Annotated in this window: 12 protein-coding genes; 5 read left to right on the forward strand and 7 right to left on the reverse strand. The window is 55.6% G+C overall.

The annotated features are described in order from the left end of the window. Positions 1–73 precede the first annotated feature (73 nt). The 4 genes from REIFOR_RS14200 to REIFOR_RS14215 all read left to right on the forward strand — a co-directional run bounded on the left by REIFOR_RS14200 (position 74) and on the right by REIFOR_RS14215 (position 3,583). Entirely contained in the window at positions 74–454 is a 381-nt protein-coding gene (locus REIFOR_RS14200) for a gamma-butyrobetaine hydroxylase family protein (RefSeq protein ID WP_100258193.1), read from the forward strand. A 56-nt stretch (positions 455–510) separates the two neighbouring features. Next, positions 511–1,974: a 4-hydroxy-3-polyprenylbenzoate decarboxylase gene (gene ubiD / locus REIFOR_RS14205; RefSeq protein WP_100258194.1), complete on the forward strand. Its 1,464-nt coding sequence runs from the start codon at positions 511–513 to the stop codon at positions 1,972–1,974. Positions 1,975–2,096: 122 nt separating this feature from the next. Next, positions 2,097–2,840, forward strand: a complete 744-nt coding sequence (locus tag REIFOR_RS14210) for a ferredoxin reductase domain-containing protein (RefSeq protein WP_158524397.1) — start codon at positions 2,097–2,099, stop codon at positions 2,838–2,840. Beyond that, positions 2,837–3,583, forward strand: a complete 747-nt coding sequence (locus REIFOR_RS14215) for a TrmB family transcriptional regulator (protein WP_100258196.1) — start codon at positions 2,837–2,839, stop codon at positions 3,581–3,583. Before REIFOR_RS14210 ends, REIFOR_RS14215 begins: the two co-directional genes overlap by 4 nt. A gap of 129 nt (positions 3,584–3,712) precedes the next feature. On the opposite strand, the gene REIFOR_RS14220 is transcribed toward REIFOR_RS14215, so the two are convergent. Continuing rightward, on the reverse strand, positions 3,713–4,150 hold the full coding sequence (locus REIFOR_RS14220; RefSeq protein WP_158524398.1) for an Hpt domain-containing protein: 438 nt from the start codon (positions 4,148–4,150) through the stop codon (positions 3,713–3,715). A gap of 309 nt (positions 4,151–4,459) precedes the next feature. On the opposite strand from REIFOR_RS14220, the gene REIFOR_RS14225 reads away from it, so the two are divergent. Next, entirely contained in the window at positions 4,460–5,842 is a 1,383-nt protein-coding gene (locus REIFOR_RS14225; protein ID WP_100258198.1) for an FAD-binding oxidoreductase, read from the forward strand. A 52-nt stretch (positions 5,843–5,894) separates the two neighbouring features. On the opposite strand, the gene REIFOR_RS14230 is transcribed toward REIFOR_RS14225, so the two are convergent. The 6 genes from REIFOR_RS14230 to REIFOR_RS14255 form a co-directional block, all read right to left on the reverse strand. After that, a complete protein-coding gene (locus REIFOR_RS14230) occupies positions 5,895–7,763 on the reverse strand; it encodes an AMP-binding protein (RefSeq protein WP_100258199.1) in 1,869 nt (622 codons plus the stop codon). A 169-nt stretch (positions 7,764–7,932) separates the two neighbouring features. After that, entirely contained in the window at positions 7,933–10,755 is a 2,823-nt protein-coding gene (locus tag REIFOR_RS14235; RefSeq protein WP_100258200.1) for a CHASE domain-containing protein, read from the reverse strand. 172 nt (positions 10,756–10,927) lie between these two features. Next, positions 10,928–11,329, reverse strand: a complete 402-nt coding sequence (gene cdd / locus REIFOR_RS14240; protein WP_100258201.1) for a cytidine deaminase — start codon at positions 11,327–11,329, stop codon at positions 10,928–10,930. Positions 11,330–11,346: 17 nt separating this feature from the next. Continuing rightward, on the reverse strand, positions 11,347–12,057 hold the full coding sequence (gene deoD / locus REIFOR_RS14245; protein WP_100258202.1) for a purine-nucleoside phosphorylase: 711 nt from the start codon (positions 12,055–12,057) through the stop codon (positions 11,347–11,349). Between the two features lie 124 nt (positions 12,058–12,181). Then, complete coding sequence (locus REIFOR_RS14250; protein WP_100258203.1) at positions 12,182–13,618, reverse strand: ATP-binding protein; 1,437 nt, start codon at positions 13,616–13,618, stop codon at positions 12,182–12,184. A 13-nt stretch (positions 13,619–13,631) separates the two neighbouring features. Beyond that, positions 13,632–14,354: a response regulator gene (locus tag REIFOR_RS14255; protein ID WP_100258204.1), complete on the reverse strand. Its 723-nt coding sequence runs from the start codon at positions 14,352–14,354 to the stop codon at positions 13,632–13,634. Positions 14,355–14,548 lie beyond the last annotated feature (194 nt).

Genomic DNA, 14,548 nt, shown 5'->3' on the forward strand with positions numbered 1-14,548 from the left:
AAGCAGGGGAAAGATTAGACTTCCGCGGCCGATTGCTGATAATGGCTATCGTATTCGTTCAAAAAGTACTGCTATGCACACTGCGCCGCTCAAAATCGATTATCACCGCGCCAGCCAAACCCTAAATCTACAGTGGCCCGACCGGGTCGAGCATCGCCTGTCGGCCGAATTTTTACGAGTGCATTCGCCCTCGGCCGAGGTACGCGGCCATGGCGTGGGTCAGCAGGTACTGCAGGTAGGCAAAAAGGCCGTTGCCATCTCCGGCATTGAAGCCACCGGCCGTTACGCCATCAAGATTATTTTCGATGACGGCCACGACAGCGGCCTGTACGATTGGACCTATTTGCGCCATCTTGGCGATCAGCAAGAGCTGCTGTGGCAGAGCTACCTGGACCGGCTGAAGGCCCAAAACGCCAGCCGAGAGTCGCTCTTTATCAGCCTCAAACAGCTCTAGCCAATGGCTCGTCGCCTGGCCATGCTGCCCGAACCCCTAACCATAAGAACCCGTTCATGAAATACACCGATTTACGCGACTTTATCGCCGGCCTCGAGCAGCGGGGCGAACTGATTCGAATCAGCCATCCAGTCGATCCGCATCTGGAAATGACTGAGTTGTGTGATCAGGTCTTGCGCAAAAAAGGTCCGGCGCTGCTGTTTGAGAACCCCATCGGTTATGACATGCCGGTGCTCGGCAACCTCTTCGGCACACCGGAACGGGTCGCGATGGGCATGGGTGCTAACAACCTGGCAGATCTGCGCGAAATCGGCAAACTATTGGCCTATCTGAAAGAGCCGGAACCGCCCAAGGGCTTAAAGGATGCCTGGTCGAAGGCGCCGCTGCTGAAAAAAGTGCTCAGCATGGCCCCCAAAACCCTGCGCAGCGGGCCCTGCCAAGAGAATATTCTGACCGGTGACCAAGTCGATCTGGGCACGCTACCGGTGTGGACCTGCTGGCCCGAAGATGCCGCGCCGCTGATCACCTGGCCATTGGTTATCACCCAGGGCCCGGATGGTGGCCGCACCAATCTGGGTATCTATCGGCAACAGGTGATCGGTAAGAACAAACTTATTATGCGCTGGCTCTCCCATCGCGGCGGTGCACTCGATTATCAAGCGTGGCAGCAGAAGCATCCCGGCCAGCCTTTTCCGATTGCCGTGGCCTTGGGGGCCGACCCGGCCACCATCCTCGCGGCAGTGACCCCGGTGCCCGACACCCTATCGGAATATGCCTTCGCCGGTCTGCTGCGCGACAGCCGCAGCCAATTGGTCAAGTGTCGCAGCCACGATCTGCTGGTGCCGGCGACTGCCGAGATCATCTTGGAGGGCTTTATCTATCCGGGCGAAACGGCCCCCGAGGGCCCTTATGGTGACCACACCGGCTATTACAATGAGGTCAGTGAGTTCCCAGTCTTTACTGTGGAAACCATGACCCATCGGAATAACCCTATTTATCACAGTACCTATACCGGCCGGCCGCCCGATGAGCCGGCGATCCTCGGCGTCGCCCTAAATGAGGTGTTCATCCCGATTCTGCAGAAGCAGTTCCCGGAAATTATCGATTTTTATCTGCCCCCGGAAGGCTGTTCCTATCGTATTGCCGTAATAAGTATGAAGAAGCAATATGCTGGCCATGCGAAGCGCGTCATGATGGGTACTTGGTCGTTCTTGCGCCAATTCATGTACACCAAGATTCTCATCGTAGTCGATGAAGACGTTAATCCACGCGACTGGCAAGATGTGATGTGGGCGATCAGTACCCGCATGGATCCGGTGCGCGACACTACCCTGATCGAGCACACCCCGATCGACTATCTCGACTTTGCCAGCCCCATCTCGGGTCTGGGATCTAAGATGGGACTCGATGCGACCAACAAGTGGCCCGGTGAAACCAATCGGGAATGGGGCCGGCCGATCGTCAAAGATCCGCTGATCAGCGCGAAAATGACCGCCCTACTGGCGGAACTGAACCTCTAGCGCGGCTTCACCACCGGCCAGGCGGAGCGACACGAAATAGATCGGCCTGGCGCGCTTTGGTTCTAACACAACCGATGCGTATACTGGCCCAACCCTAACCCTTAAAATTGGAGATAATGCTTTTGACCGCCCCCCTAACCCTCGCCACGGTTCACGATATCAAGGCCCTGAGTGGCGACGTCTGGCAAGTTCTGCTCAAGCCGATCGAACCCTATCCGTTCGAGGCCGGCCAATATACCGAGTTACGAATTCCGGGTTTCGAGCATCTGTATTTCACCATCGGTTCGGCACCCCATATGGCGTGTGTGGAATTGCATGTCCAGGGTGACTCCGAGACCAATACGCGGCTTATCAACCACTTGCGCCAACAGGGCTCGGTGCAATTGGCGGCCGCAGCCGGCAGCTGTGTTCTGAGTGCTCTGCCCGCTTCATCGGCGCCCTTATTACTAGTCGCCTCCGGTACCGGCTTCAGTCAAGTCAAGGCGGTGGTGGAAGACCAGTTGCAGCGTCAGGCCAAGCGACCGATCTTTATCTATTGGACCAGTTACCGGCTCAATCAACTCTATATGCTGGATAAGGCTGAGCAATGGGCCGACCAATACCCCCATGTGCACATCGCCGCGCTTATCTCCGAACACAGTCATTGGGACGATAAACACCAGATGCTGGTCCAGAGCATCCTGGCCGACCACGCCGATGTTGGCCAATGCCAGGCACTGACCTGCGGTTCGCCGGAAATGGTCTACAACCTCTTGGATACCCTGAGCGAACATGGCTTCCGGGCCGATCAGATGATCAGCGATGTGTTCGCCTTTGCGCCGCGCGCCGCGATTCCTAAGCCGACCCCAGGGCAGGAGCCAGCGTGAATACCGCCGAAGTGCTGCGTGTCTTCGGTTTAGAGCCGCGCGAAACGCGGATCTATCTGGCCCTGCTCGAGTCGGGCCCGGCCTCGATACGCGATATCGCCGATCGTGCCGGCATTAATCGCGGCACCACCCATGAATTGCTTAAACGCATGCAACCGAAGGGCGTGGTGAGCTTTTTCCCCAAGGGTAAGCGGCATCATTTCAGCGCCGAGCCACCGTCTCGATTGCGTGAACTGGCGCTAAAGCATCAGGCCCAGGTGACCGAGGCCATGGAAGCTCTGGAGGACAAGGTCATTCCCCAGCTGTCGCACCTACAGCCGGTCACCGGTAATGCTGATGTGCACTATTACGAGGGGGATGACGGCATTGAATTGGTGCTGAAAGACATTCTCTCCACGGTCAGTGAGCACAAAGACCGCACCTACTGCGTTTATTCGGCCAAGGCGATCCGTAAACACCTGTACCGACCCTTTCCCAACTATACCCGTCAACGGGTTAAGCTCGATATCAAGGTGCGCGTGATCGCCATCGGGGAAGGCGGCGAGGAGGCCCCGTTGGCCGATCGGAAATGGATCGATGAAAAATCCTCGGACAACGCCGGCTCCTATATCGCCATCTATCCGCCCAAGGTCGCGCTGATTTCGCTCAGCGATGGTGATCTGCCGACCGCAGTGGTGATTAAGTCGCCGACCATCGCCAATACCCATCAGGTGATTTTTAATACCCTGTGGGGGTCGTTGTAGGCACGGATTGTTGTCCTGGCGGAACAAGTCGGGGCGTACTGAAGGTGCGCATTACTGATGTGCACCAATCTCGATTGACGGCTTTGCAGGGCTCGATAGGTGCTGCTTAACGCCTGGGATTCAAAATTGTCAGACCACTGCCGAGAGGGCCTGTAGACCGGGCAAGGCACGCGTAATGACGGTGCCAACCTGATCGCAGATAAGCACCACCTGTTGTTCATCTGGGCTGTTACCCATGGCCTGTTCGCCACTGGCGGCAGCCGTCGACAAGGCCGTTGCGCCGATGGTTGCCGCCAACCCCTTCACCGTATGCATCAAGCGACGGGCGTCATCCCGGCTGTTATTGTGCTGCATATTTTGCGCATAAGCGCTCAACTGGCTAGGCATGACAAGCAGATCGACGACAAAGGCTGCGAGCGCATTGCGATATACATCTTGCAAACCACCGAGTCGCTCCAGCGCTGCGTTCAGATCCACGCCCGCATCGGCCGCGATCTGGGCAATAGCCACAGCGGCAGGCTCCTGGCGAATCCGACGCATCGCGTCAAAATCATCCATCACGGGCATCTGCACATCCATCGAGCTTGCGCTCGTCGCCAAGGGCACGGTGCTGCTAAAGAAGCACCGATTGCCTTGGCGTCGCTCTCGCCCAAGGCTGCCCCGACTAAGATGCCAATCAATTGTCTACTAGTTACCTTTTTCATTTGACAAGCATACACCCTAAATAAACATCTGTGTGCGTTCATCCATTAGTATTAGACCCGTTAGAAGACAATTAGGTAAACCTTGTCGAGCCATAAAACGGCTAGGGTCCGAGATGAATTCCGACTACTCCTGTGGCATAGTGTTTGTCCGCCTCCATACACTGAATACCGTATGCAAACACTGTTAAACCAACTTATAGAATTACTCGGAGCCCGCCAGGTGTTAACCGGTGCCGATGTCTCTGCTCGGCCGATCAGCTGGTTTGATCCGGCTCCGATGCGCGCCGGTGCCATCGTGCGGCCCGGTTCAACCGAGGAGGTCGCTGCGGTGGTCAAACTCTGTTGCGCGGCCGGAATCAGCATCGTGCCCTTGGGCGGCATGACCGGGTTCGTTGAAGGGGCGGTGCCCTCGGCCGAACAGATTGGGCTTTCATTGGAGCGCTTAAACCAGATCGAGGCTATCAATGTCGATAACCGCACCGTCATCGTTCAAGCCGGTGTGCCCTTACAGGCGCTGCAGGCCTTTGCCGAAAGTAATGACCTGCATTACCCGGTCGACTTAGGCGCCCGCGGCAGCTGCACTCTCGGCGGCATGGCCGCGACCAATGCAGGTGGTAACGAGGTGCTGCGTTATGGCATGTCGCGTGAGCAAATTCTCGGTCTGGAAGTGGTGCTGGCCACGGGCGAGATAGTTAGCAATCTGCGGCCCTTGTTGAAGAACAATACCGGCTATGATCTCAAGCAGCTGTTTATCGGCAGTGAAGGCACCCTGGGCATCATCACCCGCCTATCCTTGCGCTTGCGCGCTCAACACAGCAGCTATTCCACGGCGCTGGTCGCGGTGCCCGACTTTCAATCACTCACGGCCTTGTTGCGCAACCTCGATGCCCAACTGGGTGGGCGTCTGTCGGCCTTCGAAGTGATGTGGCAAGAACATTTGCGCTTTGTCATCGACCAAGAACAGACACACAAAGCACCGCTGAGCCTGGACTATCCTTATTATGTGTTGATTCAGGCGGCAAATTATCACGATCTGGAAAAGGACATTTTCCTCTCGGCTTTGGAAACCTTACTGGAACAAGAGCTGATTATCGATGCCGTGATCGCCAGCTCGATGGCTCAGCAACAGGCCCTGTGGGCCATTCGCGATGATATAGAGTGTTTAACCACCGGGCTGGCGCCCTATATAGGCTATGATGTCAGCCTGCCGATTGATGCTATGGAGGCCTATGTCGACAACCTAACGGAGGCGATCCGCGCCCACTGGCCCGAGGCTAAGGTGATTGTCTTTGGCCATCTCGGTGATGGCAACCTGCACCTCTTTATTCATATAGGGCCAGATTTATCGGATCGGCAGCGCAGCACCATTAACGAACTGGTCTACCAGCCGTTGGCCTCCTGTCAGGGTTCTGTGTCCGCCGAGCATGGCATCGGCTTCCAGAAAAAAGCCTACTTGCAATATAGCCGCACGCCGCTGGAAATAGATCTGATGCGTCAGCTGAAAAAGACCTTCGACCCCGACAACCTGTTCAACCCGGGTGCGATATTCGATTGACTGGGGCCCTTAGAGCCCGACCTCATCGACACAGGATACCGGCGCGAATTGCCTAGCGGAAGTGCTGCTGAATTTCATCCAGTGCCGCCGGATCTTCAATGGTTGACGGAATCTGGTAGTCTTCCCCATCGGCCATCTTACGCATGGTCGCGCGCAAAATTTTACCCGAGCGGGTCTTCGGCAATCGATCGACGATCATCACTTGCTTGAGGCAGGCGATGGCACCTACCTCATTGCGCACCTTGGCGACCAGGGCCCGCTCCAAGTCATCCAAGTCTGGGTAGACACCATCCTTGAGGACGGCAAATCCGAGCGGTATCTGCCCCTTGAGATCGTCTGCCACACCGATCACGGCGCACTCGGCGACCATCTCATGACCGCCCAGGACCGCCTCCAGTTCGCCGGTCGACAGGCGATGGCCGGCCACATTGATCACATCGTCAATCCGCCCCATCACGAAGATGTAGCCGTCCTCGTCTTTGTAACCGCCATCACCGGAGGCATAGAAGCCGGTAAACTGCTTTAGGTAGGCCGATTCGAAGCGCGCCTGATTGCGCCAGATGGTGGTCAGACACCCGGGCGGCAACGGCAGTTGCAAGGCGATATAGCCCTGTACACCGGGTGCGCAGATGCGTCCTTCGCCATCGAGAATTTCAACATTGAAGCCCGGCATCGGCTTGCAGGAACTGCCGGCCTTGGTCGGGAAGCGTTCTAAGCCGAGCGGATTACCGGTGATCGCCCAGCCGGTTTCGGTTTGCCACCAATGGTCGATGACTGGCTTTTGGCTGTGCTGTTCAGTCCAGGCCAGCGTCGGCGGGTCGAGTCGTTCACCGGCCATAAAGATGGTCGCCAAGGAGGACAGATCGTAGTCCTTGATCAGGACGCCGTCCGGATCGGTCTTGCGGATGGCCCGAAACGCCGTCGGTGCGGCAAACAGCACCTTGACCCGGTGGTCTTGCACCACCCGCCAGAATGCACCGGCGTCGGGCGTACCGACCGGTTTGCCCTCGTACATCAGGGTGGTACAACCGCGCAATAGGGGGGCATAGACAATATAGGAATGACCGACCACCCAGCCGACATCCGATGCCGCCCAAAAGACCTCGCCAGGCGCCGTATCATAGAGCGCCGCCATCGAATAGTGCAGCGCAACGGCGTGTCCGCCGTGATCGCGCACAACCCCCTTGGGCTGGCCAGTGGTGCCGGAGGTATAAAGGATATAGAGCGGATCGGTTGCCTGGAGCACAACGCAGTCGGCCGGCTCGGCTACGACAAGCAGATCCTGCCAGCGGACAAAGTCGGCTTCGGTGATCGGTTGCTCGGGTCGCTCCCAAACCACCACCTGCTCGGGCTGGTGTTCGGCCAACTGTAAGGCGCTGCGCAGCAAGGGTTGATACTGCACGATCTTGTTAACCTCAAGGCCACAGGTCGCTGCCAGCACCACTTTCGGTTGGGCATCGTCGATGCGCACAGCGAGCTCATTAGCGGCAAAGCCGCCGAAGACTACCGAGTGGATTGCACCGAGGCGGGCACAGGCCAGCATCGCAATGGTAGCCTGGGGAATCATCGGCATATAGATCACCACCCGATCGCCCTTCTCAACCCCGAGCTGACGCAACAGGCCGGCGCACCGACGTACCTCTTCCAGCAAGTCGTTATAGGTGAATTTTTGCACCCGACCGGCCAAGGGTGAATCGTAAATCAGGGCAAGCTGCTCGCCTCGACCCGCGTCGACATGGGCATCTACAGCCAGATAGGCGGTGTTGAGTTGACCGTCGGCAAACCAGCGCTGCTGGCCATCAGCCTGAGTGGTTAACCCCAAACTGGGCAGCGTATGCCACGCCAGCTGACGTGCTTGGGTTAACCAAAATTGATCCGCCTGAACGCGGGCTAACTGATGCTCTGTTGCGTAAGTACTCATAGGCTATCTTTCCTGTAGCAGGTCGTTTTTTATTATTTTGTCTACAATACATCGGACTTATAGGGAATTTATGCGCTAGAAATGCGTAGATATCAACATATTGTTGACAATTAAGACCAATGTCTAGGTCGTGACGTCTGAGGCCTTGGGCTGCGTGAGCGCCCAATTTTCAACCAATGCGCGCTAGAATTTTGTCGACCATGGTCCGAATATTGAGCGGCTTGCCGATATGATCGTCCATTCCGGCGGCTAAGCAGCGGGCGATATCATCGTCCATCACATTGGCCGTCATGGCTATTAGCGGCAGTTCGTTGACAGCGCCGGGCAACAGACGAATTTTACGAGCCAACTCGCAACCGTCCATGCCAGGCATCTGTATATCCAACAGGATCAGGTCGAAGTCGGCACCCGACTGCAGGATCTCTAGGGCGTGAAAGCCGTCAACGGCTAAGGTGATCTCCGCGCCCATCGATCGTAACAGCCCTTCGGCCACCACCCGGTTGATAATATTGTCTTCCACGACCAACAATGCCAGCCCCTTGAGCGCCTCTTTGGTCATGTCCGGAGGTGACGCCGATGGGATGGCCGCACCATAAACTCGCACAGCCGACGTATTTTGGGCAGAGGACTGCTGAACGTTCAATCCGTTTTGGCTGACCGCGTCTATCTGACGGCCATCTGCGGTGGTTATTTGAAACATCAGCCGGACGACAAATTGACTGCCCACGTCCAGGTCGCTGTGCACATCGATCTCCCCTCCCATTAAATCGACGAGCTGACGGCTGATATTCAGACCCAATCCCGTGCCGCCGTATTTTCGTGCGGTCGAGGCATCGGCCTGACGAAATGATTCAAACAAATGGCCCTGTTCATCGGGAGAAATGCCGATGCCGGTATCGCTCACCGTTAATTCTAGGGCGATGTGTTCCAGTGTCCGGGTGATAACAACCAGCTCGACAGTAACCCCGCCCTGGTCGGTGAATTTAACGGCGTTGCTGCACAAGTTCAGCAGAACCTGCTCCACACGCAGCGCATCGCCAAGCACGGTTTCAGGCAGGGCCGTCGGAACCGTTACCACAAAATACAGCCCTTTCTGAACAGCCTGAATGGCAAAGATCGCATGCATCTTGTCCAGGATGTTATTGAGGGAGAAAGGGGTGGTTTCGACCTCCAACTTACCCAAAGCAATTTTTTCATAATCGAGGGTATGATTGATCAGTCCCAATAGGGTGTTCGACGCCATTTGCGACTTACCCAGATAATCGCTTTGTTGGGCCGTTAATGGGGTCATCAGGCACAGTTCATTGAGCCCAATAATAGCGTTGAGCGGAGTGCGGAACTCATGACTCATGTTGGCCAAAAAATTGGATTTGGCGGCATTGGCCTCTATCGCAGCCTGGGTCGCCTGCATTAGATCGTCAGTTTTTCGGGCAACCTCATGGCGAATATTTTCGGTGGTGGCCGCTAACATTAGAATTACTGAATTCAATAGGGCCGCAATCAGAAAGCCCGCGGTGAGGATAATCCAACTGGTCCAATCCTTATGATAGAGACCGAATTTTTCACTCACAAAGAAGGTGAGCTGATAGTGCCGTTGGCCGAAGAAAAGGCTATAGGTAACTGGCTCAAACCCCTCGACGGCAATCAAAGTCGATTCCTGTAATGGCTGCCGGCCGTCGGTGATATCGTGGAGATCGATACCGATGCCAATCTTCTCGGCTTCGCGTTGCGCTCCCCGCAGCACGGCGCCAATCCGAAAACCACCGCCCACATAACCTAGCAGTTCCTTTTCAGGTCCACTCAAGAAGGCCAATTGTGTAGATCGAAACACCGGTAGATAAAGGATAAAACCCAACGTGCCATCCAGCTCTTGGACCAACTGAATGGGTGCCGTGGCCACGCTCTGATTCTGCTCAAATGCCTGAGTCAGGGCCAGCAAGCGCGACGGAATGGCCCCCAAGTTCAAACCGAAGGCCCTTTTATTAAGCGCAAATGGATAGATATAGACCACCGGGTAGTAAATGTCTTGTGGCCCAGCAGGCACCGTCCCATTCGGACTCGGCTCGGTAAAGGTAAAGTCCGGAAAACCTTGGGCGCGCACGTCCGCCTCGACGGACGCCCGCTCAATGCGGTGGACAATCGGGGTCCAACCAACAACTTGAAAGGTGGGGTCACCGGTATTGATGGTGGCCGAAAAAGCGGCGAAGTCGTCGGCCGATACATAGCTGGAGGCTTGAAAAAAGGCCGAGTAGGCCAGTAATTTATTGGCAGAATCCCTTAAACGCCGTTCTACATTCAGATGCAATCGCTGGGCAAGTTCGCTCATTTCGGTGCTTTGATTCTGCCGATGGTGTTGCAACGACCCGAAAAAAAGCACTAGGATTGCGCTGAAAATGACCGTCATTGGCACCAGCGAGAGCAGTTTACGAGCGTTGCTCAGCCGCTGATTGGTGGACAGCAGGGTCAGAATGAGCGGGGTGAACAGCATGAGGCCAATGGCATCGCCTACCCACCAGGTTAGCCAGCTGAAGGGGAGGTTGGCGAGACTGACAAAGCCGTTTACATAAAGCGGCACCACACCAATCGTTGAGCCAATCAGACAGCTCAACGGACTGATCAAGAGCACGAACTTGAAAATATCGTGCGGCGTTGCTATGTATTGATCAGTGCTTAACAGGCGACCGAATAGCCAGCTGCCAAACAGCATCTGCAGCGTGGCACCGGTACCGGTCGTGACGGCCATCAACACGGCTGGCAAACTGAACTGGCTGAAACCTTGGGTCGCAATACCGAGATTGACGATAAAGGCACCGAGCCAGATACCTCCCACTATCGCGCGCGTTGGCATCAGGATATAGAGGCCCAATGCCAGACCGGCCGCGGGCCAGATGGCTGACGAAAAACCGGGTGGAATCACCAGCAAGAGGCCGACCCAACTGAACAAACCGTAAGCTAAGGCTGCTAACAGAAAATAATACAATCGTTGCGCCATTGACCATCACCACAGGTTGAAACCTTAATTCGGCTGCCGTGCCGCCCAGTTTTAAACCGAGTGTAGCGGATTGGTGAGCTTAGGTCGCCATTTTCACAAGGATCTAAGGCGGCACAGTGCCAATAAGGAATCTTAGGGTGGCCAACATAGTTGCGCTGCTAGCGCAGTTCGCCTAGCCGGGCAACTGAAAGCCGTCCGGCAATAGCTCGGCCACGGTCCAATCTTTTCGCTGACCCTGTCCATTGGTGGCGCTAATGATAGCGGTGGGCTTCATAAATTCGCTCATTACCTGACGGCAGCCGCCGCACGGTGAAAACAACTCGGCGCGGTCAATGAAGAGCACCAATCGGTCGATTTGCCCCGGCTTGACCCCGGCCGCGACGGCGGTGGTGATAGCATTGCGTTCGGCACACAAGCCCAGCCCATAGGAAGCGTTTTCCACATTGCAGCCGCTGAACAGGGCACCGTCGACGGTGGCCAAGGCCGCGCCGACCTGAAACTGACTGTAAGGTGCATAGGCCAGGGCCGCTCCCGCTTTGGCCAGATCATATAGGGTGGTAAAGTTATCCGTCATAAGCTGTTCCCTATGGTTTAGAGCGTGATGGCCGCATTCAGGGTGATTTCGATCATATCATTGAAGGTATTTTGCCGTTCATCGGCGCTGGCCGCTTCACCGCGCAATATGTGATCGCTCACGGTCATCACCGCCAAGGCGTTGGCGCCGTATTCGGCGGCTACGCCGTAGAGGCCGGCTGTTTCCATTTCGACGGCTAAGATGCCCATCCCGGCTAAGGTAGTCATAATGCAATCGACCGGGGTGTAGAACAGATCGGCCGAAAACACATTACCGACCCGCACCTCTATCTTGGCGTCCCGAGCGGCATTGACGGTTGCTTCCAGCAAGGGGTAACTGGCGATGGCGGAAAAATCATAGCCCTGCAAGCGGGCTCGGTTGACACCGGAGTCGGTACTGGCCCCCATGGCAACGATAACATCACGCAGTTGAATATCGTCTGCCAGGGCGCCGCAGGTGCCGACTCGGATAATGTTCTTCACACCCAATTCGGTGATCAATTCCTTGGCATAGATAGAGATCGAGGGAATTCCCATACCCGAGCCCATCACTGACAGGCGCTTGCCCTTGTATTCGCCGGTATAGGCAAACATATTGCGTACATCGTTGACACGCACCACGTTGGATAAGAAGGTTTCCGCTATATGTTGCGCCCGTAAAGGGTCTCCGGGCATTAGCACTGTTTCTGCGAAGTCACCGAGTTCTGCTTTAATATGTGGAGTAGCCATTATTGCCTCTTATAAAAACCTGACCGATTGAACAACTTGGTACTATACCCAAGATCGCCGAAAAGGCCAAGGCTGTTGAATGTCCATTAAGGGTTAATTGTTAATTAGGAATTAGAACGCGCGCTCATATGCGCGGCAATATAACCGCGGCTTCCAGGCCCGAGCCAATCCTATTGCGTAAGGTTAGACGCCCGCCATGGGCATGGGCAATGTTGCGCGCAATACTCAAGCCTAAACCGGCGCCACCGGTGTTGCGATTGCGCGATCCTTCGAGCCGCACGTAAGGTTCAAAGACCTTGTCGAGCTGCTCCTCGGGAATGCCCGGGCCCTGATCAACTATGTAGATCTTCATTTCAGCGCGACTGTCGACCACATCAAGGCGCAAACTTTTACCATAGAAAACAGCATTGTTAATCAGGTTAGAAATGCAACGTTTGAGCGCCAATGGCTTGCCAAAATAGGGCCGTTTTGCGATGCCGCGAATTTCGATCTCGGCACCCATCAGCTTGTACTCATCTTTAAAAGTGCGCATCAGTTGATTGATATTGATGGCGTGCATCCCTTCGTGGATATCGGTGCTTTTACCCAGATCCAGTGCGCCGCGCGCCATCGATTCCAGTTCCTCCAAATCGCCAATCATCTTGCGTTTGGTGTCGGAGTCGTCCATCAGTTCGGAGCGCAAGCGCAGCCGGGTAATGGGGGTTTTTAAGTCGTGGGAAATGGCCGAGAACATCCGCTCCCGATCCTCAATAAAACGCACCACCCGTTCCTGCATAAAGTTAAAGGCCATCGCCGTTTCGCGCACCTCTCGGGTGCCTTCAATCTGGAGCGAGCGGATATCGTACTCTATATCGGTGCCTAAGCGCCGTGCCGCGCGCGATAACTTGACCAGCGGCCGGGTCAACCAACGCACCAGCACCCAGCTAATTGCCAGCAGGACGACGAGCATAATGGATAAGAACAGCAATTGATCGGCACCCAAGTAGCGACTCTCATTGAGGTAATAGGGGTCGGACAAGAGGCCGGCCAAGTAAAGCCATTCACCCTCACCGACCAGTACCTGGGCCACCAGAACCGGTGCCGATTCAGGCTCACGGATCAGGGTATTTTGCGCCCAACGGGGCGGCAAATCGACCAAGCGAATGTCGTTTTTGTAGACCCGCAACTCGGTCGGATCAGCAAACTCGACGCTCAGACCCTCCAGCCTCTGACCCAATTTTTCCTCGATGGCCGCGAGGAAGTTATCGATAAACTCTCGCTTTAGATCGGAATCGATGAAGGGGTCAATGTTGATAAATTTTTTGTTAATGGAGACCAGATAACGGGAGCCGCCCATATCGCGGAATTGGTTGAGAATAATATGGCGATACTCGGTCGGGTAGGCACGAATAAATTCCATCGTCGAACCCACTGAAAATGCCATGTCCCGGGCCATCTCACGCCCCTGTGCCAGTCGTTTGGACTCCAGCACGGTATACCAAAGGTAGTTGCTGAGCAGAAAGGACGATATCAGGCCGCCTACCATCAGGACCAAGAAGCGGGCATAGAGTGACGAAATCATAAACAAGGGCGGCCTACTTAGCCGGTTCGACGGGTGTGGTTAATATATAACCGGCACCGCGCACGGTTTTGATCATCTGGGGCGACTTGCCGTCGTCGCGCAAGCGGCTACGCAGCCGACTGATCTGCACATCAATGGAACGGTCGAAGGGCGACGAATCACGCCCGCGCAGATGCAAGGACAGATCGTCCCGGCTCAATACCTGGCCCGGTCGCGACAGGAATAACCGCAACAGATTGAAATCGGCCCCATTCAAGGACTCGGGGGGCTCGTCAGCATACTGCAATTCTCGATTCGCGGCGTGCAGCGTGAACGCGCCGAAACGCAGCGTATCCAGCGGCTGAACCTTGCTTTTGGTCTCGTCAAAACGGCGCAGGACCGCTTTGATTCGCGCCAACAGTTCGCGCGGATTGAAGGGTTTGCCGACGTAGTCATCGGCACCGAGCTCCAAACCGATGATGCGATCGGTCTCATCGGATCCGGCGGTGAGCATAATGATGGGGATGCTAGATTGGGCACGAATTTCCTGGCACAGAACGAAGCCATCGTCACCGGGTAGCATGATGTCGAGGACGATTAAATCGAACTGTTCGGCAGCCATAAGGTGACGCATCGCGTTACCTTCTGCGGCCACGGCGACGGTAAAGCCATTTTTTTGCAGATAAACGGCGAGTAGCTCGCGAATTTCCTGGTCATCATCAACCACCAGCAGTTTTTTTGGATGCTCTGAAGTCATATTACCCACTTTCAGTCGGTGGACGGTATGCCATAACCGCCCGGCCTCGTTCACGGCCCATATAAATGCCTAACCCATCTTAGTGCCAGAAGCCTATTGGGCCTAATTATTTTATGAGACGGGCAACTTTAACAGATCCGAACGGAAATACTCAACTACGCTGGGTGCTAGTGTATGCGCTCGGGTCTCCTAAC

Origin of the sequence: Reinekea forsetii (genome assembly GCF_002795845.1) — a bacterium.
GTDB lineage: Bacteria > Pseudomonadota > Gammaproteobacteria > Pseudomonadales > Natronospirillaceae > Reinekea > Reinekea forsetii.